We start from the raw sequence: 23,261 nt of genomic DNA on the forward strand, positions 1-23,261 counted from the left end.
CATGGAGTTCATGCTGGCTCGGCGAGGAAGACGGCGGCACGCCGTCACGGTGCCGGAGAGCGGGCTCACCGGGCCCGTCGACATTCCCGAACCGAAGCAGGACGACCAGCCGAAGGACCTGCGCTCGCGGCTGCGGCGCGCGAAGACGTCGGTGGCGGGCACGGTCCGCGGCCTGCCGAAGGTCGTCAAGCTGACCTGGCAGGCCAGCCCGGTCCTGACGATCCTCTTGGCGCTGATCACGCTGCTGTCGGGGCTCCTCCCGACGGTGACCGCGTACGTCGCGAAGCTGCTGCTCGACGCCGTCGTCGCGGCGATCCAGGGCAAGGGGACCACGGGCGACATCGTGAACGTCGCCCTGTTCCAGTTCGGCGTGCTCGCCGCGACCGCGATCAGCAGCGCGCTGACGTCGATCGCGCAGTCGCTGCTGCAGGAGCGCATGACGCTGACCATCCGCCACCAGGTGATGGCGCACGCGAGCGAGCTGCACCTCGCGTACTTCGAGGGGTCGGCGTCCTACGACATGCTGCGCCAGGCCGCGCAAGAAGCGCCGACGCGACCGCTGTCGATGATGAACTCCGCGCTGGGGCTCGTGCGGACGCTGATCACGTTCGGCAGCATGATCGCGCTGCTCGTCGCGATCAGCCCGCTGCTGGCGCTGGTCGCGCTGGTGGCGCCGATCCCGGCGTTCATCTCGCAGTCCAAGTACGGCTCGCGCGCGTTCTGGCTGACGTTCCTGATGTCACCGATCAAGCGGCGGATGGATTACCTGTCTTCGCTGGTCACAACGGACACGTACGCCAAGGAGACGAAGCTGTTCGGGCTCGGCCCGTACTTCGTCGACCGCTTCCGCCGGCTCGGCGTGGTCTCGTACGAGCGGCAGCGGAAGCTGACGATCAACCGCAACGTCAGCTCGACGGCTTGGGGGCTGCTGAGCACGCTCGCGGGCTCGGCGATCGCGCTGTACATCGCCCTGGAGGCGGTCGGCGGCCGGCTCACCCTGGGCGACCTGGCGTTGTACACGGCCGCGGCGACATCCGTGCAGACGTCGGTGTCCGGGCTGTTCACGGCGTTTTCGGGGATGTACGAGAACAATCTCTACTTGGACACGCTGTACCGGTTCCTGGACACGAAGCCGGAGATCACGGCGCCCGCGGCACCCCGGCCGTTCCCGTCCGTTGTGGACGGTCACATCGAGTTCGATTCGGTGACCTTCGCCTACCCGGGCTCGGACGAGCCGGCGCTGGAGGACGTCAGCTTCGAGATCCGCCCGGGCGAGACGGTGGCGGTGGTGGGCCGCAACGGCGCGGGCAAGTCGACGTTGTTCAAGCTCCTGTGCCGGCTGTACGACCCGACCGGCGGGGTCATCCGCCTCGACGGCGTGGACATCCGCGAGTACGACCCGGTCGAACTGCGCGCCCGGATCAGCGCGATGTTCCAGGACTACGTGACGTACCAGGGAACTGCGGCGGAGAACATCGGCCTGGGTGAACTCTCCCGGCTGGAGGATCGGCCGCACATCGAGGATTCGGCCAGGCGGGCCGGAGCGGACGAGCGCATCGAGCGGCTGCCGCAGGGGTACGACAGCCCACTCGGACGCTGGTTCGACCAGGGCGTCAGCCTGTCCGGCGGCGAGTGGCAGAAGATCGCCCTGGCCCGGGCGTTCCAGCGGGAGGCGCCGATCCTGATCCTCGACGAGCCGACGTCGGCGTTGGACGCACAGGCCGAACACGACCTGTTCTCGCGGTTGCGTTCGCTGTCCGAAGGGCGGACGACGCTGTACATCTCGCACCGGTTCTCGACGGTCCGGCAGGCGGAGCGGATCCTGTTGCTGGACCACGGGAAGGTGGCCGAGTACGGCACGCACGAGGAGCTGATGGCGGCGAAGGCGGGGTACGCCGAGCTGTTCACGTTGCAGGCGCGGGCGTACTTGGACGAGGTGCCGAGCTAGGGGATGAGCACGACCTTGCCGACCCCTTCGCGGCTCTCGACGCGCGCGTGCGCGGCGGCGACGTCCGCGAGGGGGTAGGTGCGGTCGATGACCGGGGTCAGCGTGCCGTCCGCGACCAGGCCGAGTGCCTCGGCGCGGACGGCCGCGACCCGCTTGCCGTAGGCGTCCGGCCCGCCGAAGCCGATCAGGGTGAGGCCGCGGGCGATGAGGCCGGCGACGGGGAAGGTCGGGAATTCGCCGCTGAGCAGGCCGTAGGCGAGGATCCGGCCGTGTGGCGCGAGTTTCGCGAGGAGCTCCGCCGCGCGCGGGCCGCCGATCGACTCGAAGACGACGTCGACGCCGTCGGGGACCTGCTGCCGCCACTCCGGGTCGTCGTGGTCGATGTCGGCCTTCCCCTCGCCGGCGGTCGTGACGACCCGGGCGCCTCTTTCTGCGGCCAGCCGCGCCAGGTAACCGCCGATCGCCCCGGAGGCGGCCTCGACCAGCACGGTCTCGCCCGCTTGGAGGTCCGCGGTCTTGATCAAAGCGAGCGCCACGGAGGCCGGCACAGCGGCGGCGACGGCCTGCTCGGGTGTGAGCTCGTCAGGCACGAGCGTGTACTGGCTCGCGGCGACGACCTCGGCGTACGCACCCCCGGTGAAGGACACGGTGACGACCCGGCGTCCACGCAGCGTTTCGTCATCGGCCTCGACGACGATTCCGGCGGCCTCGTGCCCGAAGATGGCCGGCTCGTCGCCGGCCGGGAGCAGCCCGGACCGCAGCTGGGTCTCGTAGAACGGCACCCCGATCGCCTCGGTCTTCATGAGAACCTCGCCGGGTTTCCTCGTCGGAACGGGCCGCTCGTCGACCTTGAGCACTTCCGGGCCACCCGTGCCGTACTGCACCACCGCGCGCATCTGCGTCCCCTAACTGGACCGTCGGTCAACTTACGATGGCCTACTATATGGACCGCCGGTCAACTTGTCGAGGAGTCGTTATGGAGCGCGCGGACGCGGCCCGGAACCGCCGGGCGATCCTGCGCGCGACGGAGGAGCTGCTGTCCTCCCACGAGTTGTCCGAGGTGTCGATGGACCGCGTCGCAGCCGCGGCCGGCGTCGGCAAGGGAACGGTGTTCCACCGCTTCGGCAACCGCGAAGGCCTGATGCGCGCACTGGTGGAATCGCGAATCGAGTCGCTGTCTCTCGCCGTGGCTTCGGGCCCGCCGCCCCTGGGCCCGGGCGCACCCCCTGCTTCGCGCCTGGCGGCGTTCTTCGACGCCGTGGTCGAGCTGGCCACCCGCAACGTCAAGGTGATGGCGGCGTTCGAGCAGGCATCGACGGACCGGCTGAACAGCCCGATCTACCTGGCGTGGCACGCCCACGTGTCGGGACTGATCGCGGCGGCGTCGCCGTCCCTCGATGCGGACCTGATCGCGCACCTGCTGCTGGGTTCGCTGCACAGCGACTTGATGCTGCGGTTTTTGAAGACGGGCGAGACGGACCGGCTGGCCACAGGCCTGCGATCGATGGTGACGACGTTGCTGCGCTAGCCGTCCGGGAGCAAAACGGACAGGTCGTTCGTTGTAGGGGTATGGCTGTCGCGTTCCTGCTGTATGTGTTCGCCGAGATCGCCGCGATCTGGGCGGTGGGTTCGGCCGTCGGCGTGCTCGGCACGCTGGGCCTCCTCCTGGCGGGCGCGTTCCTGGGCTCGTGGCTGGCCCGCCGCGAGGGCGGCAAGGCGATGAGGGCGTTCGTCGAGTCGGCTCGCCTGGGGCGCCCATCGGAGAAGGAACTCACCGACGGCATGCTGGTCGGCCTCGGCGGGGTGCTGATCCTGGTGCCGGGGTTCGTTTCGGACGTCTTGGGGCTGCTGCTGATCCTGCCGCCGTCACGGGCGGTGGCGCGCCGGCTGTGGTTGAAGCGGATGGAGAAGCGCGCGGTCCTGTTCGCGAACCAGCGGCGTGGGCCGGTGATGGTGGTCGATAGTGAGGTTGTGTCACCGTCGCCGGAGGACCCGCGGCGGCGGGAGCAGCCTACGGTGATCGAAGGGCGGATCGTGGAGAACTGATCATGCGTGCGTCCCGCGGTGGTACTCGAGGAACTCGCTGCCGAGGTTGTGGGATTCCTGCACGGTCAACACGCCCGCCGGCTGCCCGTGGCGAATGATCGTGAGGTCTGGGTCGATGACAATGGCCCCGCGGTCGAACTGCACGTGGCAGTTGGCGCAAAGACACAGCACGTTGGGCGGCAGGTCAGGGCCGCGGTGGATGCCGCCGAGCGCCCGGATGTGCGCCCCTTCGGAATACCCCCGGCCATCACCCACTGACAAGCGGACACCGCAGATCTGACACGTGTGGTCGTACATCTTCTTCACGTACTCCACGACCTCAGTCGAGCGCACAGTCCGCTGCGTGACGACCTTCTTGCGCTCGGGCTGGATGTTGCCGACCGGGGCCTCGCGGTGGTGCAGTTCCGCAGACAGCAAGACGTCTTGCCGGACGAAGGTGATGTCCACGCCCGCGGTCATCTTGACCATGCGGAATCGACAAATCTGGTAGCCGCCCTGACCTGGCACCAGCGCGGCTTCGTCGACTCGAAACAGACCGTCGTAGCGGTAACCCGAATCGGGCGCGTGTGGCGACTTCCGATCCGCGCCGCGCACCACCCGAACCGGAGCACCGGTCAACCAGCTCGTTCGCAGAGCAGCGTTTCCCGGCGCTTCAAAGGTTTGATCGGTCTCCTGTCGACCACGACTATCCCGTCCTCCGTGGCCGGTGTAGAGCAGTTCGTCCCCGTGATCGTCGTCGTCCTCGTAACCGCCCGACGACACGATGGATTCCGCACCCGTCTTGCCGGTTCCGACGATGCCCGCCTGAAGTGCACGGTGGACGCCGCTCGCCGCCACCTCAGCCCGGCTGGCGAAGACTGTGCCTTCTGGGTACCCGGCGATCTCACCGATGCCCGACGCAACGCCCGCGGCTGGCATGACGTCGAGGTCTCGGAAGTCGAAGCCCAACGCGGTCAACCGCGCTACGACGGTCTGCACCCTACCGCTGAACTCTCTGGCGGTAAGGGCTTGGCCGGTCGCATACCCATGGGCGGCGCCGAGAAGTGCCTTCGAGTCGTACTGCTGGCCGCCATAGAGCACGACGTACCGTCGCGACTGGCCGAAGCCGTACTTGTCCAAGAACGCATCACGACCGAGGTCATCGAACTCGGCGATAGCTTTGAGGACATGCTCCTGGTACACGTCGGCGAGGCTCATGGGACCACCCTAAGGTGGGACACCGACAGTTTGGTGTCACCGAGCTGCGACAGCTAGTCCACGGAGGGCTTCGGGATGTCGAAGTAGCTCGAGAACCGCACCGCTGGGGCGTACTCGCCCTTCACCTTCACGCGGCCCGTCACGAACATCGCCGCCACTGCCGCGTTGCCCGTGGCCATCCTGATGAAGTCGTCCACCGACAGCGTGATCGTCGTGTCCGGGGTTCGGGACAGGTCCGTCGATGACACGCACACGCCGTCCTCGATTACCGTTTGGAAACGGTCGTAACCGTCCTCTCCGGTGCCCTCCGAGAAGCGCCACGAAACGACTATGTCGACGTGGCGTGCACGCGAAGGCGAGAAATGCTCCGACATTCGACGAAAAATCTCGTCCAAAAATACCGCGCGCAGCTCTGGATGAGATGCGATGGCCTTCAACTGCTCGCGGGATGCCTTGCGGACCACGTCGACCAGGACGTCCGTCGACAGGGAACTCAGCTCGATGCCGGCACCCGCGGAGCCCAGCATGTGCAACGTTTCCAGGACCTGGACGAACTGGGACGGCGTCAGGCGGCCGATGACCAGCTTCTCCGCGAACGCGTTCACCGCGTGGCCGCCGCGAAGGGTGCGGGGGCGGCGCCATCTCGCGTTTCGGGGCACGGCGGACTATACGGGCTTCGGTAAGTCGAAGAAACCGATCAACCCCGCTGCGAAGGCCAGGTCGCCTTTTACCTTGATTCTTCCCGTGACGAACAACACCGCCGGGGTCGCTTGGTGCGTGATGAGACGGAAGAAGTCGGCCGGGGCGATGGTGATCGTGACTCGCGGAGTGGCGTGCATCGACCTGCTCACCGTGCACGACCCGTGGGCGATCGTCGTCTCGTAGCGGTCGAAGCCTCCCTCTCCCGCTCCGCCCGACAGGCGCCAGTGGACCACCGCCTGTACGTCGCGGGCTCGGTCCGGCCTGATGTGGGCGCCCATGCGGGCGAAGATCTCGTCCAGCACCCGCTCGCGCAGGGACCTGTCCGCGACGACGCTCTCCAGCTGCGCGCGCGACGCCGAGGCCACCAGGGACGCGAAGCGGGCCGGCTCGACCTTGCTCAGGTCGAACGCCGGCGCGCGGGACGCCAGCGTGAGCAGGACCTTCAGGAACCGGCGGAAGTCGTCCTTGCGGAGCTCGGCCGGGTCGAGGGCTTCGACGAGCGTGTTGACGTCGAGGGCGTGGGCCTCCGGGCCCAGCGGGTCGAGGCGCTCCAGGGCGTCGAGCAGTGCCGTGCCGCGGAGGTCCGCGATCCGATCGGCGCTGGTCATCCCGGCGTTTTCGGCCATGGTCACCCCTCTCCCAGTTACCCGAGGGTAATACTACTTGTCAGTAGGTAGGCGGGCAAGCGTGCCGAAATCACCCTGACGGGTCCACTGCCGGTACCGTCTCCGGGCAGCAACGAGGAGGTCCAGCGTGTCAGAGGAAGATCAGCGTCCGCCCGAGCGGGCCCGGCGGCTGCCGCGTGCCGTGCGCGAGCGGCAGATCCTGGACGCCGCCGTCCAGGTCTTCTCGCGCCACGGCTACCACGCCGCGTCGATGGACGAGATCTCCGACGTCGCCGGTGTCTCGAAGCCGATGATCTACACCTACCTCGGCTCGAAGGAAGACCTCTTCGGCGCGTGCATCCGCCGCGAGGCGACGCGCCTGCTCGAGGCCATCCAGGCCGGCGTGCAGCCCGACCTGCCGCCGGACATGCAGCTCTGGCACGGCCTGCGGTCCTTCTACCGCTTCGTCGCCGAGTACCGCGAGTCCTGGACGGTCCTGCACCGCCAGGCCCTCACCGTCGGTGGGGCCTTCGCCGCGGAGATCACCGACATGCGGGCGCGCGCGATCCAGCTCGTCGCCGCGCTCGTGGTGTCCGCCGGCACCCGCAAGGGCGTCGGCGAGCAGGCCGAGTTCTCCGGCGAAGGCCTGGCCGCCTCGCTGGTCGGGGGAGCCGAGTCCCTGGCCGACTGGGCCCTCGACCACCCCGACATCTCCGACGGCGTCCTCGCCTCCTGGCTGATGAACCTCGTCTGGCTCGGCTTCAACGATCTCATCGAAGGCGCGGTCTGGAAGCCGTCAGAGTGAGCTGATCGTCCCTTCCAGGTGCGGCTTCGACTTGCTCCACAGCTCGAACGCCCAGCCGTCGTCCACCGGCCAGGACGTGAAGGCCGCCTTGGCCGGCAGCAGCACCGGCTGCTTGAAGCGGACGTCCACGGTGAACGCCTCCGGCAAGCGGCCTTCGAACGCGGCCAGCGCGTGGGCTTTCGTCCACATGCCGTGGGCGATCGCCGCCGGGAAGCCGAACAGGCGCGCCGTCAGCGGGTGCAGGTGGATCGGGTTGCGGTCGCCCGAGACCTCCGCGTAGCGCCGGCCGATGTCGCCCGGGATGCGCCAGATCGCGTCCGGGGTCGGCGGCGCCAGCTGCTCACGCCGCGAAGAAGCACCCGACGAGCCTCCGCGACGCAGGTACGTGCTGACGTCCGTCCACACCGTCTCGTCGCCGGCCTGGGCTTCGCTGATGACGTCGAACTGACGCCCCTTCTCGTGCGGACGCAGGTTCTCCGCCCGCACGCGCACGGTCAGCGGCCCGCCCACCCGCAGCGCGCGGTGCTGGGTGATCCGGTTCGCCACGTGCACCATGCCGAGCAGCGGGAACGGGAACCCCGGCTCGGTCATCAGCGCCATCTGCAGCGGGAACGCCAGCATGTGCGGGTACGTCGCCGGCAGCTCGTCGCTCAGCCGGAAGCCGCACACTGTGTTGTACGCGGCCAGGTGGGCCGGGTCGACGACGACGCCGGTGCGCACCAGCTCCGTGTCCGGCAGCTCGCCCCCCGACGGCTTGCGCAGGACGCCACCGAGCAGGGCCTTCGGGTACAGCGTGGCCAGGCTCGGCGTGCTGTCGAGTTCGCGGATCGCCACGTCACGCCCCCAGCAGGGCCTGGCCGCAGACGCGGACCACGTTGCCGTTCACCGCGGCCGACGCCGGGTTCGCGTACCAGGCGATCGTCTCGGCGACGTCGACCGGCAGACCGCCCTGGCCGAGGCTGGACAGCCGCCGCCCGGCCTCGCGGATGAACAGCGGGACCGCGGCCGTCATCTTGGTCTCGATGAACCCGGGCGCGACGGCGTTGATCGTGCCGCCGTACGCCGCGAGCTGCGGCGCGCCGACGTTCACCATGCCGATCACGCCCGCCTTCGACGTCGCGTAGTTCGTCTGGCCGACGTTGCCGGCGATGCCCGCGATCGACGAGACGCCGATGATGCGGCCGTTCTCGTTCAGGACGCGATCGGCGAGGAGCTTGTCGTTCACCGCGAGCTGCGAAGCGAGGTTGACGGCGATCACCGAGTCCCACGCGCTTTCGCTCATGTTGCCCAGCGTCTTGTCGCGCGTGATGCCCGCGTTGTGCACGACGATGTCGACGCCGCCGTGACGCTCCTTCAGGTACTCCGCGAGCTTCGCGGGTGCGCTCGGCGAAGTGATGTCGAGCTGCAACGACGACCCGCCGACCTTGTTCGCCACCTTCGACAGGTCCCCGCCCTGGGCGGGGATGTCGAGCGCGACGACGTGCGCGCCGTCGCGGGCCAGCACCTCGGCGATCGCCGCGCCGATGCCGCGGGACGCGCCGGTGACCAGGGCGACCTTGCCGTCCAGGGGCTTTTCCCAGTTCGCCGGCGCCGTAGCCGTCTTGCCTTCGGTGCCGATCCTGATGACCTGCGCGTCGACGAACGCCGACTTCGCCGAGAGCAGGAAGCGCAGCGTCGAGTCCGTGGCCTCTTCGGCGCCCTCGGCGACGTACACGAGCTGCGCGGTCGCGCCGCGCTTCAGTTCCTTGCCCACCGAACGGATGAATCCTTCGAGCGCGCGCTGGGCGATCCGCTCGCGGCCCTCGACCTGCTCGGGCGGCGTGCCCAGCACGACGACCCGGCCGGACGGGCCGACGCTGCGGATCACCGGGTGGAAGAAGTCGTAGACCTCGCGCAGGCGGGCGGGGTCGGTGACGCCGGTGGCGTCGAAGACGAGCGCGGCGTGCCGGTCGGCGGCCGACGCGATCACCTCGATGCCGGCGTCGGCCAGCTGGTCACGAAGGGTTTTCTCGAGCCGTCCGCCGGGCGCGGCGCCGAGAAGTGCGGGACCCTCGAGAGCGGGTTGCCCGGGCTTGTAGCGGCGCAGCGTCGCGGGGTTCGGCAGGCCGAGCTTCGGCACCACGAACTTCCCCAACGGGGTTTTCGTGAACTGCTGGTACCTGTCAGCCATCGGTTGCCTCCCGTGCAGTCTGCGTCACGTCGCAGTCTAACCTACTCCCGAGTAGGTTAAAGTGTGAGGGACACGACCAGAGAGGTGAAGTCATGCCGCCGAAGAAGACACCCGCCGTGCGCAAGGTCGCCATCATCGGGGGCAACCGGATCCCCTTCGCGCGGTCCAACGGGCCGTACGCGAAGGCGTCGAACCAGGACATGTTCACCGCCGCCCTCGACGGCCTGGTCAGCCGGTTCTCGCTGCAGGGCGAGGTGATCGGTGAGGTCGCCGCCGGCGCCGTGCTCAAGCACTCGAAGGACTTCAACCTGGCCCGCGAGAGCGTACTGGGCAGCAAGCTTTCGCCCGCTACGCCCGCGTCCGACGTCCAGATGGCGTGCGGCACCGGCCTGCAGGCGATCGTGAACGTCGCCAACAAGATCGCGCTCGGCCAGATCGACTCGGCCATCGCCGGCGGCGTCGACACGACCAGCGACGCGCCGCTCGCCGTCAACGAGGACCTGCGCCAGATCCTCATCCAGCTCAACGCGGCCAAGACGCTCGGCGACCGCGTCAAGCTCGTCGCCAAGATCCGGCCCGGGCACATCGTCCCGGCGATCCCCCGCAACGAAGAGCCGCGCACCGGCCTGTCGATGGGCGAGCACGCCGCGCTGACGGCGAAGGTCTGGGAAATCACCCGCGAAGCGCAGGACGAACTGGCCGCGAGCAGCCACCAGAAGCTCGCCGCCGCCTACGACCGCGGGTTCTTCGACGACCTCGTGACGCCGTTCCTCAAGCTCGCGCGCGACCAGAATCTGCGGCCGGACTCGACGGCGGAGAAGCTGGCCAAGCTCAAGCCGGCTTTCGGCGGCCCCGAGGGCACGATGACGGCGGGCAACTCGACGCCGCTGACCGATGGCGCGTCGACGGTCCTGCTGGCCACGGACGAGTGGGCCAAGGCGCACAAGCTGCCGGTGCTGGCCTACCTGACGTTCTCGCAGACCGCGGCCGTCGACTACGTCCACGGTGACGAGGGCCTGCTGATGGCGCCCGCCTACGCCGTGCCGCGGATGCTCGCGCGCGCCGGGCTGTCCTTGCAGGACTTCGATTACTACGAGATCCATGAGGCGTTCGCGTCGCAGGTGCTGGCCACGCTCAAGGCGTGGGAGGACCCGGCGTTCGCCAAGGAAAAGCTGGAGCTGGACGAGCCGCTCGGCGCGATCGACCGGGCGAAGCTGAACGTCAACGGCTCGTCGCTGGCGGCCGGGCACCCGTTCGCCGCGACCGGCGGCCGGATCGTCGCGACGCTGGCGAAGCTGCTGCACGAGAAGGGATCCGGCCGCGGCCTGATCTCCATCTGCGCGGCCGGCGGCCAGGGCGTCACCGCGATCCTGGAGAAGTAGCCCTACGCGTAAGTGCCACCCTCGGGTGGCACTTACGCGTAGGCTCAATTGGGGAGCGCCTTCTGCGCCCGCTTCGCGAGCTTGTTCGCGCGCTTCTCGGCCTTGCGGCTCAGCTTCCCGGCCGCGGCGCCGACGTCCTTCGCCGCGTGCTTCGCGCGCCAGGCCGCCGACGGCTTCCCGTGCGTGTCGGCGACCGCGAGCAGCAGGCCACCGGCCAGGCTGGCGTTCTTGAAGAACTGGATCTGCTGCTGCTGGCGCTCGCCCGGGTCCTTGATGGCCCAGAAGCTGTGCGTCGACAGCGTGGTCGGCACCAGGCTGCCGAGCAGCAGCCCCGCCGCCAGACGCGGCGCCTTGCCGGCCGCCAGCGCGAGACCGGCGCCGACCTTCACCGCGGCGTCGATCCGGACGAGCGTCACCGGGTCCCGCGGGATCTGCTCCGGGAGCTTGTCGCCGAACTTCTCGAGCGTGCTGTTGAGGAACGGTTCCGCCGCCTTGGCGTGGCCCTCGGCCTGCCTCAGCGCATTGATCCCGCCCGTCACGAAGATCGTGGCGAGCAGGGGACGGGCCACTCGACGGAGTATCACGGTCGTTTGCCTTCCTCATCCGGGGCCGCTGCCTGGTCGAACTTACTCCGTGGGTGCCCGCTCGGCCCGTGCTCGAATCCTCATCGGGCTTTCTGACTATTTATAGCTATGTTGCTAGAAAGACTTATAGAGACTTAGCGGTTGACCTTGACGCAGCGTCAACTTCTATCGTCGACGGCATGGAGTGGTCGATCCAGGACATCGCCCGCTCGGCCGGGACCACGAGCCGGACGCTGCGCCACTACGGCGCGGTCGGCCTGCTCGAACCCAGCCGGGTCGGCAGCAACGGCTACCGCTACTACGACGAGCAGGCGCTCGTCCGGCTGCAGCGGATCCTGCTGCTCCGTGAGCTCGGCCTCGGCCTGCCGGCGATCGCCGAAGTGCTCGACGGGCAACAGAACAGCGCCGCGGCGCTGGAGACCCACCTGGAGCTGCTCGAAGGCGAGCAGCGGCGGATCGGACGGCAGATCGAGTCGGTCCGCACGACCCTCCGGAAACTGAAGGGAGGTGAACGACTGATGGCGGAAGAGGTGTTCGACGGCTTCGACCACACCCGCTACGAGGAGGAGGTCACGCGCCGCTGGGGCGCTGACGCGTACCGGCGCGGCGACCGGTGGTGGAGCTCGTTGCCGGCCGCGGAGAAGGAGGCCCACCAGCGGGAGCAGCGCGACATCGTGGCCGCGTTCGAAGCGGCTTCCGGCCTCGCCCCGGATTCGGAAGAGGTCCAGGCGATCACGCGGCGGCTGCACGAGTGGCTCCGGCCGGCGGTTTCGTCGGTGTCCGCGGGGTACTTCGCGGGCCTCGGGCAGTTGTACGTGGACGACCCACGGTACGGGCTCGAAGGCCAGACGGCCGAGTTCGTCCGGGATGCGATGAAGATCTACGCGGAACGGAACCTGAGTGACTAGTGGTGCGTCGTAAGGGCGCACTGGGGGTAGGGACGAGCAGGGCTGCAGACCTGTTCGTCTCTATGTACGCGCTTCGAGCTTTCGGGTCCCGGCCGGGATGCCGAGATCCTCACGCATGCAGTTGCGCAACCGGGCCAGCGTGACCCCGTACTCCACGAGTACCGAGTCGTAGTGCCGGGCCTTTCGCGGTGCATCTGCGCCGGCGAGGTCGCGTAGTTCCCGGAGCTGCCTGAACGCCAGCTTCGCGACCGTGACCACCTCCACCGGTGCCAGTAGCTCTCCTCCGAAACGTCGCGGATTCCTTCGCTGGCGGCGTGCAATGCAGCGAGGTAGTCGCCGTGGACCGTGCGGCGAAGCTCGGTGCGTTTGGCATCCTGTTCTCGGCGCCACCGCCGCCGCTCGGTCCACCAGGGGATCGCTCGGCCGTCCGGTCGAACCTGCGCGACACGCGCTAGGCGTCTATGGCGGAATATCGGGCTCACGCTAGAAACGCCGATAGCTTGGCAGAGTGGACCCCATCCGCAACCCCTTCGCGCCGGGCGCCGGGCAGCGGCCGCCCGAATTGGCCGGGCGGGAGCGTGAGCTCAAAGCCTTCGAAGTGGTTCTCGAACGCGTTGCGCGAGGGCGGCCCGAACGCAGTCTCGTGCTCACCGGCCTTCGTGGCGTCGGGAAGACCGTCCTCCTCGGGGAGCTGCGGGCGATGGCCGTGCGGCACAAGTGGGGGGCCGGGAAGATCGAGGCGCGGCCGGACGCCGAGCTGCGGCGGCCACTGTCGGCCGCGCTGCACCGGGCCATCCGGGACCTCGCCGTGCGGCATCGGGCGCCGGACCGGGTCGAAGAGGTGCTCGGGGTCCTGAAGGCTTTTGCGCTGCGGGCCAACAAGCCCGACGCCAAGCTGCGCGACCGGTGGCAGCCGGGCATCGACGTGCCCGCCGCGCAGGGGCGGGCCGACTCCGGGGACATCGAGATCGACCTCGTCGAGCTGTTCACCGATGTCGCCGAGCTCGCCGCGGACGTCGGCACCGGCGTTGCGCTGCTCATCGACGAGATCCAGGACCTGCAGCCGGACGACGTCTCGGCGTTGTGCGCGGCCTGCCACGAGCTCTCGCAGTCCGGGGCGCCGCTCGTCGTCGTCGGGGCCGGGCTGCCGCACGTGCCCGCCGTTCTTTCGGCGTCGAAGTCCTACTCCGAGCGGCTCTTCCGGTACGCGCGCATCGACCGGCTCAGCCGCGAGGACGCCGACTTCGCCGTGATGGCGCCGATCGAACGCGAAGACGCGGGCATCGAGCCGGAGGCCCTCGACGCGCTCTTCGACGCGTCCGGCGGCTACCCCTACTTCATCCAGGCCTACGGCAAGGCGGCCTGGGACGCGGCGCCGTCCGACCCGATCACCGTCAAGGACGTCCAGGTCGCGGCGCCCGAGGCGGAGTCCGAGCTGGCGGTCGGCTTCTTCGGGTCGCGCTACGAGCGGGCGACGCCGGCCGAGCGGGAATACCTGCAGGCGATGGCCTCGCTGACCCAGGGCCGCGACGAGCCCGCCGGCACCGCCGACGTCGCCGTGTTCCTGGGGCGGAAGCCGTCGTCGCTCTCGCCGGCACGCGACAGCCTGATGAAGAAGGGCCTCGTGTACTCCGCCGAGCGGGGGCAGATCGCCTTCACCGTGCCGCACTTCGGCCACTACCTGCTCGGCCGCGACTGACCTGCGCTTTTCCCGTCGTCTCGCGGTCTATGAGCGTCACTATGACTGTCTTGTGTTTTTACTAGATAACACTAGAAGCCTGTAGTGGGTTGCTTCGCCGTGACCGGCGCCACCCGCGATCTCTCCGGCGCATACCCAAGTTTGCCGATGATTCATCGGCGAGTGCGCCAAGTCACCGGATATTCATTGGCATCCTTGTGAAAAAAGGCGCATACTAGACCTACAAGCCACCAAGACCCTCGAAGGGGATGCAGAAACCGATGAACAACATCGCCGCCAAGCTCCGTGCCCGTCGCGCCGAGGCTCGCACTCGCCGGGCGCTGAACCGGGCGATCGACACCGCCGCCACCGCGACGGTCCGTCAGGAACTCATCGCGATCGCGCAGGCTCGCTCGGGCTACATGCGCTGATCTTCTCACCCCGTGGCGGTCGCCCATTCGAGTGACCTAGGCCACATCGTGCTCATGGTGTAACGCCGCCCGGAGGGGCGTCGATACCCAGTACGACCCCGTGATGCTGGCGGACCCCCGACCTGGCAGCATCGCGGGGTTTCCCATTTCCCCGGAAACCCTCTTGCCTCCGGCGCTTTCCGCAGTAATCTTTGACTTCGTCAACGAACTTGTTGAGGTGGTCAATGAACGAGGCTCAGCTGGCCGACCGGGTGGCCGCGGTCCGCGCCTTCAACCGGCTCTACACGTCGGTCATCGGCGTGCTCGACGAAGGACCGGCGGACGCCGAGTACTCGCTGCCGGAAGCCCGCGTGCTCTTCGAACTCGCCCACCAGGACCCGCTTCCGGTCACGGACCTGCGGAAACGCCTCGACCTCGACGCCGGCTACGCCAGCAGGCTGCTCGCGCGCCTCGAGTCCCGCGGGCTGGTCGTGCGCGAACGGTCCGAGGAGGACGCCCGCCGCCAGCTCGTGCGGCCGACCGCCGCCGGCCGGGACGCCTTCGCGGTGCTGAACCGCCGGTCGACTGACCAGATCGGCGGGCTGCTGCGGCGGTTCGCCGACGAGGACCAGCAGCGCCTGCTGACCGCGATGCGCACGATCGGCGACCTCGTCGGCGACCGCCGCCGCGACCCGGCCCTCGTCCTCCGCCCGCCACGACCGGGCGACCTCGGATGGGTGGTGGAGCGGCACGGCGCGCTCTACGCCCGCGAGTACGGCTTCGGTGCCCCGTTCGAAGCGCTCGTCGCCCGGCTCGCCGCGCACTTCCTCGACAACACCGACAACCCGCGACAGGCGTTCTGGATCGCCGAGCTCGACGGCGAGCGGGTGGGCAGCATCGGCTGCGGCCGGGGCCCGGACGCGGACACGGCGAAGATCCGGCTGCTGCTGATCGAGCCGTCGGCGCGCGGCCACGGCGTCGGCAAGCGGCTGGTGACCGAGTGCGTGGCGTTCGCCAGGGCGCACCGCTACCGCGCGATGGAGCTGTCGACGGTGTCCATCCTCGACGCCGCGCGGTCGATCTACCGCGCGGTGGGGTTCCAGCTGGTCGCCGAGACGGAGTTCGACGACTGGGGCCCGAAGCTGACCGACGAAACCTGGCGCCTGGAGTTCTAGCGCGGGACGCGGCCGAGCAGGAAGAACTCCGGGTTCGGCCGCAGCGCGGTCAGGTGGGCGAGGCGGTTCGACATCGCGAACAGCGCCGTGATCGCGCCGATGTCCCAGATCTCGTCTTCGGTCAGGCCGGCGTTGCGGGCGGCTTCGAGGTCGCCTTCGCCGAACAGGGCGGAGTCCTGGGCGAGGGCGAGTGCCAGGTCGACGATCGCGCGGCCGCGCTCGTCCAGCTCCACCTGCCACGGGTTGCTCGACACCCGGTCGGCCAGCTCCGGGTCCTTGGCGCGGATGCGCAGGATCGCACCGTGGGCGACGACGCAGTACGTGCAGTGGTTGGCGCCGGACGTCGCGACGACGACCAGCTCGCGTTCGGCCTTGCTGAGTCCGTCGGTGCGTTCCATCAGGGCGTCGTGGTAGTCGAGGAACGCGCGCAGCTCGGCGGGGCGGTGGCCGAGGGCGCGGAAGATGTTCGGCACGAAGCCGGACTTCTCCGCGATCACGCCGACGCGCTCGCGGAGGTCGTCGGGCAGGTCTTCGAGTTCCGTCACCGGGAATCGGCTCACCGCGTCGCTCATACCCCGCACGCTAGTCGTGTCGATTCCGTGGCGCGTTGTTCGTCTGGGGAGCATTGTCGTCCCGGACGAAGGAGCGGACATGCCGACATTCGCCGCGGAGGAGCTGCGGGCGAGCGGGCACCTGGTGGCCGCGGCCGGCCTGGCGCCGGAATCCCGGGTGGTGCCCGCGGGCGGCGCCACCAGCGGGCCGTTCACGGAGTCGAGTAGCGGCTGTTCCGGCAGAGCACCGGCCCGATCCTCGCCACGCTGACCAGGGCACTCGGACCGGGAGCGGCTGGACCTGGCCGAAGACTGCCTGGCCGACGCACTGGAACTCGCCTTGCGCGTGTGGCCTGACACGGGCGTACCGGCCAATGCGCGCGGCTGGCTGTTCCGGGTCGCGCGCAACCGGGCGCTCGACGTCGTCCGCCGCGAACGGACACTGCGGGCGAAGCTGCCCCTGCTGACAGAAGACGCGCCCGAGGCGGACGACGGCGAGCCGGCGTTCCTGTGCTGCCACCCCGCCCTGCCGCGCGCCTCCCAGGTCGTGCTGACGCTCAAGATCGTCGGCGGGCTCGGCGTGCGTGAGATCGCCATGGCGTCGTCCGCGAGTCCGGCGAGGCGGTCGAAGTGCCGGACTCGCCCGAACCGCGGCTCGACGGTGTGCTCGACGTGCTCTACCTGCTATTCAGCGAGGGCCGCTGGCCGGGATCGCCGAGCTGGCGCCGCTGGGCGCCGAACTGCCCGGGCACCTGCCGCTGCCCGCCGCGCTCGGAGCGTTGTACCTGCGGGGCGGCGACGCCACCGAGGCCGCGCGCCACTACCGGCGCGCGCCGGCCTTGCCGGCTTCACGGCCACAACGGGCGTTCCGGGAACAGCGGCTGGCCGCGTGCGGGTGACCCCTGGTTGGCTGGTCGCGTGACGGACTACGTCGACGGGTACTGCGAACGCCTCGCGCCCGGGCTCTGGGGTGAACCGCTCAACAGTCTCAGCAACCTCGCTTTCCTGGTGGCCGCGGTGCTGGTGTGGCGGCTGGCGGCGGGGAACCGGACCAGCCGGGTGCTCGCCGGGTTGATCGGGCTCATCTTCGTGGCCAGCAGCGTCTTCCACGTGCTGGCGACGCGCTGGGCCGGCGCCGCGGACTCGGGCGCCATCCTCGTTTTCGTGCTGGTGTACGCCGTGGTGTTCGTGCGGGAGCACTGGAGCAGGCGGTGGGCGTGGGTGGCCGCGCCGGCGTTCCTCGTGCTGACCGCGGCCTCCGCGTTGCTGGGCGGCGGGCTGTACCTCTCCGCGCTGATCGGTCTCGGCGTCTTCGCCGTGGTGCTCGCCTTCCAGCGCGACACCGCCTGGCCGCAGTTCGCCGTCGCGGGCGCGGTTTTCGCGCTTTCACTGAGCTTGCGCACGCTCGACCGGGACGTTTGTGACTACGTCCCGGCCGGCACGCACTTCCTCTGGCACCTGCTCAACGGGCTGGTGCTCTACCTCGTTTCCCGGGCGATCATCCGTCCTCAGTGGACTTAGTGGACGCCGATCGGGCGCAGGTTCTTGTCGTGCTCGTCGGTGTGGTAGTCCTCCGGCTCGGTGTCGTCCGTGCCGTTGAACACCTTCAGCTGCCGGGCGATCACGGTGACGATCGCCGCGACCACCAGGTTGGCGATCAGCGCCACGAAACCGACGTAGATCTGGACCTGGGAGCCCGCGAACGGGTGCCAGCCGAAGATCGACATGTTGCCCAGTGCGAGCGCCGAACCGCCGAAGTGGAGCTTGCCGTTGGCCGGGTTGGGGATGCCGTACAGCATGATCAGACCCCAGCCGATGCCGACGATCCAGCCCGCGATCAGGCCCCAGCGGTGGAACCAGCGCGTGTACAGCGCGAGCGCCACGGCCGGCAGCGTCTGCAGGATCAGCACGCCGCCGATGAGCTGGAGGTCGATCGAGAACTGCGGGTCGATCAGGATGATCACGGCCACCGCGCCGAGCTTCACGACCAGCGAAGCCAGCTTCGCCTGCTTCGCCTCTTCCGCCGGTGTCGCGTTCTTGCGGAGGTACTCCTTGTAGATGTTGCGGGTCCACAGGTTGGCCGCGGCGATCGACATGATCGCGGCCGGCACCAGGGCACCGATGCCGATCGCGGCGAACGCGATGCCGGCGAACCAGGACGAGAACTGGTTGTCGAACAGCACCGGGACGATCGTGTTGCCGTCCGCCTTGCCGGTCGCCGCGTTCGTCAGCGGCTTCACACCGGCGGTGATCGCCACATAGCCGAGCAGCGCCAGCAGGCCGAGCACCAGCGAGTACGCCGGCAGCGCGACCATGTTCCGCTTGATCACGCTGCGGCCGCGCGAGGCCAGCACGCTGGTCAGCGAGTGCGGGTACAGGAACAGCGCCAGCGCCGACCCCAGGGCCAGCGTCGCGTACTGCAGCTGGTTGTTGGCCGTGAGCAGGATCGACCCGGACGGCTTGCCGGTGGCCGGGCTCGGCGTGCCGAGCTTCTTCGCCGCCGCGTCGAAGATGTGCGACCAGCCGCCGAGCTTCGAGGGCAGGTAGATGATCGCCACCAGGATCACCAGGTAGATCAGGATGTCCTTGACGAACGCGATCAGCGCGGGCGCCCGCAGGCCGGACTGGTAGGTGTAGAAGGCCAGGATGATGAAGGCGACCAGCAGCGGCAGGTGCCCGACGATGCCGGAGCCGTTGATGCCCATCGTCCGCAGCACGGCTTCGAGGCCGACCAGCTGCAGCGCGATGTAGGGCATGGTCGCGACGATGCCGGTGATCGCCACCAGCAGGGCCAGGATCGGCGAGCCGAAGCGGCCGCGCACGAAGTCGGCCGGGGTCACGTAGCCGCGGACCCGCGAAACCGACCACATCCGCAGCGCCGGGAGCAGGACGATCGGGTAGACGACGATCGTGTACGGCAGCGCGTACAGGCCGAGCGCGCCGGCGCTGAACACCAGCGCGGGCACCGCGACGAACGTGTACGCCGTGTAGAGGTCACCGCCGAGCAGGAACCAGGTGATCCACGAGCCGAACTTGCGGCCGCCGAGACCCCATTCGTCCAGGTGGTCCAGCGTGCTGCCGCGCTGCCAGCGCGACGCCATGAAGCCGAGCACGGTGACCAGGGCGAACAGGAGCGTGAAGATGATCAGCTCGGGCCACTGCAGGTTGCTCATCGAGCGTCCCCCTCGTCCAGGTCCTCGACGCTCAGCTTGTCCGGCGCGTCGACGGTCGGCTTGTCCCGCGTCATCAGGTAGACGATCCAGGTGCTGAGCACCCCGACGCCGACCATGAGGAATTGGAACCAGTAGAAGAAGGGCATCCCGAACAGCCGTGGACCGTCCATGTTGAACAGTGGCGTGACCAGGACCAGCAACGGGACGATCAGGAGCAGGTTCCACGGGCTGAACTGGAACCCGCGCACCTTTCCGTCGTGCTTCACAGTCGACATCGGACCTCACCCTTGACACTTCCGTAACCGACTGACTGACCTTAAGACCTGGGTGACAGCGAGTCACGCTTGTCCGATATCGATTTGATCGCCCCGCGCAAAGCTCTCCGACGAACGTGGGTTGCCCCGCCCGTACCGGCCCGATATCAATAGCCGACTCCGCACGCGCAAAACCCAAAAGGGGCAACCGTATGACACGACTCCGCTACGCGGTGGTGATCCCGGCGATCGCCGGCACCCTGCTGGCCGGGTTCACTCCTGCGTTCGCAGGCCAGGAGGTCGCGGCCGGTAAACAGCCGCTGAACTCCACGAACATCCCGGCGCAGTACGCGAACCAGAAGCTGGACTGGCACAAGTGCGCTGTCCCCTCCGAGCTGCCGACGGCCCCGCCCGCGGGCGCCGAGGACATGGAGTGCGCGACCTACAAGACCCCGCGCAACTGGTACCAGGCGAACGCCCAGATCGACCTGACCATCGCGGTCAGCCGCCTGAAGGCGACGCAGGACGCGACCGCCAGCGTCGTCACCAACCCCGGTGGCCCGGGCGCGCCTGGCCGCAACTTCCCGGCCCGCCTGCGCAACCAGACGAAGCTGCGCGAGCACCAGGAAATCGTCGGCTTCGACCCGCGCGGCACCGGCAAGAGCACCAACATCACCTGCGGTGGCGCCATCGGCACCGGGTCGGACCTGGACCCGCGTGACCGCGACCGCGGCAACCTGAACCTGATCCTGCAGGCGACGAAGTACGCGGCGCTGTCCTGCCAGCAGAAGTCCGGCGAGCTGGGCCCGCTGATCAACACCGACCAGACGGTCAAGGACATCGACCTGCTGCGCGTGCTGCTCGGCCGCGACAAGATCAACTGGGTCGGCTACTCGGCGGGCACCTGGATGGGTGCGCACTACGCGCAGGCCTACCCGACGCGCACCGGCCGGTTCGTCCTCGACTCGGCCACCGAGTTCACCACGACCTGGCAGAAGTCGTTCGACTGGCAGCCGCTCGGCTTCGAGCGCCGCTGGCGGCAGGACTTCCTCCCGTGGATGGCGAAGTACGACAAGCTCTACCACTTCGGCACCACCGGCGAGGCCGCCCGCCAGACCTACGAGCAGGTCCGCTACGCCCTGACCCAGGGCGCGGTCACCCTGCCCGACGGTTCGACCGTCTCGGCCAACGGCCTCGACTCGTTCATCGCGTCGCAGATCTACTCGAAGCGCGCCTTCCCCGGCCTGGCCGACTACCTGGTCAGCGTCCGCACGCTGACCCAGGGCACCGCTTCGGCGGCGGCCAAGTCGTCGGCCGCGCAGAAGGCCAAGGCCGCCGACAAGAGCACCGTCACCTACGGCGCGCAGCCGCTGATGGTGCCGGCCGACGGCGACTCCTACGACGCCAGCTTCTGGACCATCCCGTGCAACGAGGGTCCGTGGACCGGCTCGCCGAACAGCGCCATCAAGGACTCGCAGAAGCTGATCGACAAGCAGCTGCCGCTCCTGGGGGCCGGCTGGTTCATCCAGCCGTGCCTGTTCTGGAAGAAGCCGCCGTCCCCGCTGCCCGTGCTCGACGGCAAGGGTGTCCCGCCGGTGCTGATCGTCGAGTCGGAGCACGACCCGGCGACGCCGATCGAGGGCGCGAAGCGCGCGCACAAGGCGTTCGCGGGTTCGCGGATGCTGACGATCACCGGTGAGGGTGACCACGGCATCTACGCCGGCGGCAACGCGGGTGTGGACAAGGTCGTGGAGGCCTACCTGATCGACGGCGTGGTGCCGAACGACCAGAGCCTGCCCGGCATGCCACTTCCGGTGCCTGCGGGCGCCTGAGGGCACTAGATGTGGTGGGGCCCCGCCGAACTCCGGTTCGGCGGGGCCTTTTCCACACCTGTGCACAGAGTTGTCCACAGGCCGTGGACAACTAGTGGTATTAGAATCACGCTCATGGTGCGGGTACCGCTGACGGACGAAGAGCGCGAACGGGGCGAACGCCTCGGCCAGGCCCTGCGGGCGGCACGCGCCGGCCGGAGCATGGTCGACGTCGCCGCCGAGGCGGAGATCTCGGTCGAGACGCTCCGGAAGATCGAGACCGGCCGGATTCCGACGCCGGCGTTCTTCACGGTGGCGGCTATTGCGGATGCCGTCGGGCTGCCGCTGGAGGAGTTGCGGGCAGCCGTCACGCCTGCCGCGTCGCCGCCACTTTCGCAGGCGAGCTGACCGCCCCGGACATGCGCTGGCACCTCACCGGCGACATCGAGGACTTCCTCGCCCGGGCCGGGGACTTCCTGCGCTCACGGCCCGCGCTGCACACCTCGCAGCTGACCCGGCTCGAGAAGCTGCGCGCCCGAGAAGAAAAGGGCACGCTCTTCGGCCGGCTGGAGCGGGACGGCGAGGTCCGTGCGATCTGCTACCTCCGCCCGTCGCTACGCCTGATCCTGACTCCGGTCGCACCGGACGAGGCCGACGCCCTCGCCGCGGACCTGGCCGGCCACGCGTTGTGCGGAGTGACCGCGGAGGACGACTCGGCCACCGCGTTCGCCGAGGCGTGGCACCGCCGAACCGGCATGACACCGGAGCCGGGCGTGCGGGTGCGCCTGCACCGGCTCGGCACGCTCACCCCGCCCGACCCGATGCCCGAAGGCCGCGCTTCGGCCGCGCCGGACCACGCGGAGGTCGTGCGCTGGTGCAGCGAGTTCGCCACCGCGGTCGGGGACGCGCCTCTGGCCGACGAGCGGTCCTGGGCCGCCTCGAACTTCGCGGGCAAGCGGTTCACGTTCTGGGAGACCGGCGTTCCGGTCGCCATGGCGGGCTCGACCCCGGTGCTGGCCGGCATGGTCTGGATCGACCCCGTCTACACCCCGGTCCGGTTCCGCGGCCGGGGCTACGCGGGCGCGGTGACGGTGGCGGCGAGCCAGGCCGCGCTCGCCGCCGGCGCGACGGACGTGGTCCTCTACACCGATCCCGCCAACGTCACGAGCAACGCCCTGTACCGGCGCCTCGGCTTCGTCCCGATCGCCGCGTTCCGCGGGTACGACTTCCGCTAGATGTGATGTCCGGGGAGGTTGGTCAGCCGGGTGACCGGCGGCTTGCCGCCGGTTGAGCTGTGGGGTCGATGGTGATTGTAGAAGTGCAGCCACCCCGGCAGCGCCGCCCGCCGCAGTGTCTCCGTCGGGTAGAAGCAGGCGTAGGCCCACCCGTCGGCCAGCGTCCGGTGGAACCGTTCGATCTTGCCGTTGGTTTGTGGCCGGTAGGGCCGGGTCCGTTTCGGGGTGACACCGAGCTCGGTGCACGTGTCTCGCCAAGCGTGGGACCGGTAAGCCGAGCCGTTGTCCGAGAGCACGCGTTCGACGGTGACGCCGAGGTCGGCGAACCAGGCCACGGCTCGGCGCAGGACTGCGGTGGCGGTGGCGGCGGTTTCGTCGGTGTGGATTTCGGCGTAGGCGACGCGGGAGTGATCGTCGATGACGGTGTGCACGAAGGCGGTGCCGGTGCGGGGCTTGTAGTCCGCGCCGCGGGCCAGGCCTGGGGTGGCGCGTTTGTTGCGCTCGCCCTGTTGCCGGCCGACGTAGCGGTGGCCGCCGCCGTCGGGGATGTTGCCGAACTTGGTGACATCGACGTGGATCAGCGAGCCGGGGTGGTCGTGTTCGTAGCGGCGCAGCGGTTCGCCGGTG

Annotated in this window: 26 protein-coding genes; 15 read left to right on the top strand and 11 right to left on the bottom strand. The window is 69.2% G+C overall.

What is annotated here, in order from left to right; genetic code table 11:
• The first annotated feature begins 1 nt into the window (after nucleotide 1).
• A complete protein-coding gene (locus H5965_RS11765) occupies nucleotides 2–1,948 on the top strand; it encodes an ABC transporter ATP-binding protein (protein ID WP_310969629.1) in 1,947 nt (648 codons plus the stop codon).
• On the opposite strand, the gene H5965_RS11770 is transcribed toward H5965_RS11765, so the two are convergent.
• Nucleotides 1,945–2,844: a zinc-binding dehydrogenase gene (locus H5965_RS11770; protein WP_310969630.1), complete on the bottom strand. Its 900-nt coding sequence runs from the start codon at nucleotides 2,842–2,844 to the stop codon at nucleotides 1,945–1,947. The genes H5965_RS11765 and H5965_RS11770 overlap by 4 nt on opposite strands.
• An 80-nt stretch (nucleotides 2,845–2,924) precedes the next feature.
• Here H5965_RS11770 and H5965_RS11775 point away from each other — a divergent pair, with 80 nt between their 5' ends.
• Together H5965_RS11775 and H5965_RS11780 are read left to right on the top strand one after the other, a co-directional pair.
• Nucleotides 2,925–3,476 carry a helix-turn-helix domain-containing protein gene (locus tag H5965_RS11775; RefSeq protein WP_310969631.1) on the top strand — a complete coding sequence of 184 codons (552 nt, stop codon included), beginning with the start codon at nucleotides 2,925–2,927 and terminating at the stop codon, nucleotides 3,474–3,476.
• 41 nt (nucleotides 3,477–3,517) lie between these two features.
• The gene (locus H5965_RS11780; protein ID WP_310969633.1) at nucleotides 3,518–3,994 is read left to right on the top strand and encodes an FxsA family protein; all 477 of its coding nucleotides are present in this window, start codon (nucleotides 3,518–3,520) and stop codon (nucleotides 3,992–3,994) included.
• Here H5965_RS11780 and H5965_RS11785 read toward each other — a convergent pair whose 3' ends face one another.
• Genes H5965_RS11785 through H5965_RS11795 form a run of 3 tightly spaced genes read right to left on the bottom strand, consistent with a single transcriptional unit; the run spans nucleotide 3,995 to nucleotide 6,519 of the window.
• Complete coding sequence (locus H5965_RS11785; RefSeq protein ID WP_310969634.1) at nucleotides 3,995–5,191, bottom strand: YDG/SRA domain-containing protein; 1,197 nt, start codon at nucleotides 5,189–5,191, stop codon at nucleotides 3,995–3,997.
• 53 nt (nucleotides 5,192–5,244) lie between these two features.
• Nucleotides 5,245–5,796 (bottom strand): SCP2 sterol-binding domain-containing protein, encoded by a 552-nt coding sequence (locus H5965_RS11790; protein WP_310969635.1) that lies wholly within the window; start codon nucleotides 5,794–5,796, stop codon nucleotides 5,245–5,247.
• A 60-nt stretch (nucleotides 5,797–5,856) separates the two neighbouring features.
• Entirely contained in the window at nucleotides 5,857–6,519 is a 663-nt protein-coding gene (locus H5965_RS11795; protein WP_310969636.1) for an SCP2 sterol-binding domain-containing protein, read from the bottom strand.
• A gap of 127 nt (nucleotides 6,520–6,646) precedes the next feature.
• On the opposite strand from H5965_RS11795, the gene H5965_RS11800 reads away from it, so the two are divergent.
• On the top strand, nucleotides 6,647–7,303 hold the full coding sequence (locus tag H5965_RS11800) for a TetR/AcrR family transcriptional regulator (RefSeq protein WP_043787198.1): 657 nt from the start codon (nucleotides 6,647–6,649) through the stop codon (nucleotides 7,301–7,303).
• Here the strand turns inward: H5965_RS11800 and H5965_RS11805 are convergent.
• Together H5965_RS11805 and H5965_RS11810 are read right to left on the bottom strand one after the other, a co-directional pair.
• Nucleotides 7,295–8,137, bottom strand: a complete 843-nt coding sequence (locus H5965_RS11805) for a MaoC/PaaZ C-terminal domain-containing protein (protein WP_310969637.1) — start codon at nucleotides 8,135–8,137, stop codon at nucleotides 7,295–7,297. The genes H5965_RS11800 and H5965_RS11805 overlap by 9 nt on opposite strands.
• 1 nt (nucleotide 8,138) lies before the next feature.
• Nucleotides 8,139–9,473 (bottom strand): 3-oxoacyl-ACP reductase, encoded by a 1,335-nt coding sequence (locus H5965_RS11810; protein WP_310969638.1) that lies wholly within the window; start codon nucleotides 9,471–9,473, stop codon nucleotides 8,139–8,141.
• A 92-nt stretch (nucleotides 9,474–9,565) separates the two neighbouring features.
• Here H5965_RS11810 and H5965_RS11815 point away from each other — a divergent pair, with 92 nt between their 5' ends.
• Complete coding sequence (locus tag H5965_RS11815; RefSeq protein ID WP_310969639.1) at nucleotides 9,566–10,855, top strand: acetyl-CoA C-acetyltransferase; 1,290 nt, start codon at nucleotides 9,566–9,568, stop codon at nucleotides 10,853–10,855.
• A 44-nt stretch (nucleotides 10,856–10,899) separates the two neighbouring features.
• Here H5965_RS11815 and H5965_RS11820 read toward each other — a convergent pair whose 3' ends face one another.
• Nucleotides 10,900–11,439: a DoxX family membrane protein gene (locus H5965_RS11820; protein ID WP_310969640.1), complete on the bottom strand. Its 540-nt coding sequence runs from the start codon at nucleotides 11,437–11,439 to the stop codon at nucleotides 10,900–10,902.
• A 179-nt stretch (nucleotides 11,440–11,618) separates the two neighbouring features.
• Between H5965_RS11820 and H5965_RS11825 the strand changes: the two genes are divergently transcribed.
• From H5965_RS11825 to H5965_RS11840, 4 genes are all read left to right on the top strand, one after another.
• Nucleotides 11,619–12,347 carry a MerR family transcriptional regulator gene (locus H5965_RS11825; protein ID WP_310969641.1) on the top strand — a complete coding sequence of 243 codons (729 nt, stop codon included), beginning with the start codon at nucleotides 11,619–11,621 and terminating at the stop codon, nucleotides 12,345–12,347.
• Between the two features lie 508 nt (nucleotides 12,348–12,855).
• Nucleotides 12,856–14,046, top strand: a complete 1,191-nt coding sequence (locus H5965_RS11830) for an ATP-binding protein (RefSeq protein WP_003058004.1) — start codon at nucleotides 12,856–12,858, stop codon at nucleotides 14,044–14,046.
• A gap of 260 nt (nucleotides 14,047–14,306) precedes the next feature.
• A complete protein-coding gene (locus H5965_RS11835; protein ID WP_167344411.1) occupies nucleotides 14,307–14,456 on the top strand; it encodes a hypothetical protein in 150 nt (49 codons plus the stop codon).
• A 224-nt stretch (nucleotides 14,457–14,680) separates the two neighbouring features.
• Nucleotides 14,681–15,610 (top strand): bifunctional helix-turn-helix transcriptional regulator/GNAT family N-acetyltransferase, encoded by a 930-nt coding sequence (locus H5965_RS11840; RefSeq protein WP_310969642.1) that lies wholly within the window; start codon nucleotides 14,681–14,683, stop codon nucleotides 15,608–15,610.
• Here H5965_RS11840 and H5965_RS11845 read toward each other — a convergent pair.
• The gene (locus H5965_RS11845) at nucleotides 15,607–16,182 is read right to left on the bottom strand and encodes a peroxidase-related enzyme (protein WP_310969643.1); all 576 of its coding nucleotides are present in this window, start codon (nucleotides 16,180–16,182) and stop codon (nucleotides 15,607–15,609) included. The two genes, H5965_RS11840 and H5965_RS11845, sit on opposite strands and share 4 nt — an antisense overlap.
• A gap of 79 nt (nucleotides 16,183–16,261) precedes the next feature.
• Between H5965_RS11845 and H5965_RS11850 the strand changes: the two genes are divergently transcribed.
• From H5965_RS11850 to H5965_RS11855, 3 genes are all read left to right on the top strand, one after another.
• Entirely contained in the window at nucleotides 16,262–16,432 is a 171-nt protein-coding gene (locus H5965_RS11850; protein ID WP_310969644.1) for a hypothetical protein, read from the top strand.
• 75 nt (nucleotides 16,433–16,507) lie between these two features.
• A complete protein-coding gene (locus H5965_RS46130) occupies nucleotides 16,508–17,083 on the top strand; it encodes a hypothetical protein (protein ID WP_396136895.1) in 576 nt (191 codons plus the stop codon).
• A complete protein-coding gene (locus tag H5965_RS11855; RefSeq protein ID WP_310969645.1) occupies nucleotides 17,080–17,682 on the top strand; it encodes a hypothetical protein in 603 nt (200 codons plus the stop codon). Before H5965_RS46130 ends, H5965_RS11855 begins: the two co-directional genes overlap by 4 nt.
• Here H5965_RS11855 and mctP read toward each other — a convergent pair.
• Nucleotides 17,679–19,334, bottom strand: a complete 1,656-nt coding sequence (gene mctP, locus H5965_RS11860; RefSeq protein ID WP_310969646.1) for a monocarboxylate uptake permease MctP — start codon at nucleotides 19,332–19,334, stop codon at nucleotides 17,679–17,681. The genes H5965_RS11855 and mctP overlap by 4 nt on opposite strands.
• Entirely contained in the window at nucleotides 19,331–19,609 is a 279-nt protein-coding gene (locus tag H5965_RS11865; protein WP_310969647.1) for a DUF3311 domain-containing protein, read from the bottom strand. The genes mctP and H5965_RS11865 overlap by 4 nt, the downstream gene beginning before the upstream one ends.
• Nucleotides 19,610–19,800: 191 nt before the next feature.
• Between H5965_RS11865 and H5965_RS11870 the strand changes: the two genes are divergently transcribed.
• The 3 genes from H5965_RS11870 to H5965_RS11880 all read left to right on the top strand — a co-directional run bounded on the left by H5965_RS11870 (nucleotide 19,801) and on the right by H5965_RS11880 (nucleotide 22,634).
• Nucleotides 19,801–21,420 carry an alpha/beta hydrolase gene (locus tag H5965_RS11870; protein ID WP_310969648.1) on the top strand — a complete coding sequence of 540 codons (1,620 nt, stop codon included), beginning with the start codon at nucleotides 19,801–19,803 and terminating at the stop codon, nucleotides 21,418–21,420.
• A 114-nt stretch (nucleotides 21,421–21,534) separates the two neighbouring features.
• A complete protein-coding gene (locus H5965_RS11875; protein ID WP_310969649.1) occupies nucleotides 21,535–21,807 on the top strand; it encodes a helix-turn-helix transcriptional regulator in 273 nt (90 codons plus the stop codon).
• Between the two features lie 11 nt (nucleotides 21,808–21,818).
• The gene (locus H5965_RS11880; protein WP_310969650.1) at nucleotides 21,819–22,634 is read left to right on the top strand and encodes a GNAT family N-acetyltransferase; all 816 of its coding nucleotides are present in this window, start codon (nucleotides 21,819–21,821) and stop codon (nucleotides 22,632–22,634) included.
• Here H5965_RS11880 and H5965_RS11885 read toward each other — a convergent pair.
• Nucleotides 22,631–23,261 (bottom strand): IS481 family transposase (locus H5965_RS11885; protein WP_310969651.1); only part of this gene is annotated, 631 nt, incomplete at its 5' end. The two genes, H5965_RS11880 and H5965_RS11885, sit on opposite strands and share 4 nt — an antisense overlap.

It is taken from the genome of Amycolatopsis sp. 505 (assembly GCF_031625235.1).
GTDB lineage: Bacteria > Actinomycetota > Actinomycetes > Mycobacteriales > Pseudonocardiaceae > Amycolatopsis.

What these genes read in the sequence shown, in the direction of transcription:
- H5965_RS11765 (WP_310969629.1), top strand. Translation starts at nt 2, where the DNA reads ATGGAGTTCATGCTGGCTCGGCGAGGAAGACGGCGGCACGCCGTCACG.
- H5965_RS11770 (WP_310969630.1), bottom strand. Translation starts at nt 2,844, where the DNA reads ATGCGCGCGGTGGTGCAGTACGGCACGGGTGGCCCGGAAGTGCTCAAG.
- H5965_RS11775 (WP_310969631.1), top strand. Translation starts at nt 2,925, where the DNA reads ATGGAGCGCGCGGACGCGGCCCGGAACCGCCGGGCGATCCTGCGCGCG.
- H5965_RS11780 (WP_310969633.1), top strand. Translation starts at nt 3,518, where the DNA reads ATGGCTGTCGCGTTCCTGCTGTATGTGTTCGCCGAGATCGCCGCGATC.
- H5965_RS11785 (WP_310969634.1), bottom strand. Translation starts at nt 5,191, where the DNA reads ATGAGCCTCGCCGACGTGTACCAGGAGCATGTCCTCAAAGCTATCGCC.
- H5965_RS11795 (WP_310969636.1), bottom strand. Translation starts at nt 6,519, where the DNA reads ATGGCCGAAAACGCCGGGATGACCAGCGCCGATCGGATCGCGGACCTC.
- H5965_RS11810 (WP_310969638.1), bottom strand. Translation starts at nt 9,473, where the DNA reads ATGGCTGACAGGTACCAGCAGTTCACGAAAACCCCGTTGGGGAAGTTC.
- H5965_RS11815 (WP_310969639.1), top strand. Translation starts at nt 9,566, where the DNA reads ATGCCGCCGAAGAAGACACCCGCCGTGCGCAAGGTCGCCATCATCGGG.
- H5965_RS11825 (WP_310969641.1), top strand. Translation starts at nt 11,619, where the DNA reads ATGGAGTGGTCGATCCAGGACATCGCCCGCTCGGCCGGGACCACGAGC.
- H5965_RS11835 (WP_167344411.1), top strand. Translation starts at nt 14,307, where the DNA reads ATGAACAACATCGCCGCCAAGCTCCGTGCCCGTCGCGCCGAGGCTCGC.
- H5965_RS11840 (WP_310969642.1), top strand. Translation starts at nt 14,681, where the DNA reads ATGAACGAGGCTCAGCTGGCCGACCGGGTGGCCGCGGTCCGCGCCTTC.
- H5965_RS11845 (WP_310969643.1), bottom strand. Translation starts at nt 16,182, where the DNA reads ATGAGCGACGCGGTGAGCCGATTCCCGGTGACGGAACTCGAAGACCTG.
- H5965_RS11850 (WP_310969644.1), top strand. Translation starts at nt 16,262, where the DNA reads ATGCCGACATTCGCCGCGGAGGAGCTGCGGGCGAGCGGGCACCTGGTG.
- mctP (WP_310969646.1), bottom strand. Translation starts at nt 19,334, where the DNA reads ATGAGCAACCTGCAGTGGCCCGAGCTGATCATCTTCACGCTCCTGTTC.
- H5965_RS11865 (WP_310969647.1), bottom strand. Translation starts at nt 19,609, where the DNA reads ATGTCGACTGTGAAGCACGACGGAAAGGTGCGCGGGTTCCAGTTCAGC.
- H5965_RS11870 (WP_310969648.1), top strand. Translation starts at nt 19,801, where the DNA reads ATGACACGACTCCGCTACGCGGTGGTGATCCCGGCGATCGCCGGCACC.
- H5965_RS11875 (WP_310969649.1), top strand. Translation starts at nt 21,535, where the DNA reads ATGGTGCGGGTACCGCTGACGGACGAAGAGCGCGAACGGGGCGAACGC.
- H5965_RS11880 (WP_310969650.1), top strand. Translation starts at nt 21,819, where the DNA reads ATGCGCTGGCACCTCACCGGCGACATCGAGGACTTCCTCGCCCGGGCC.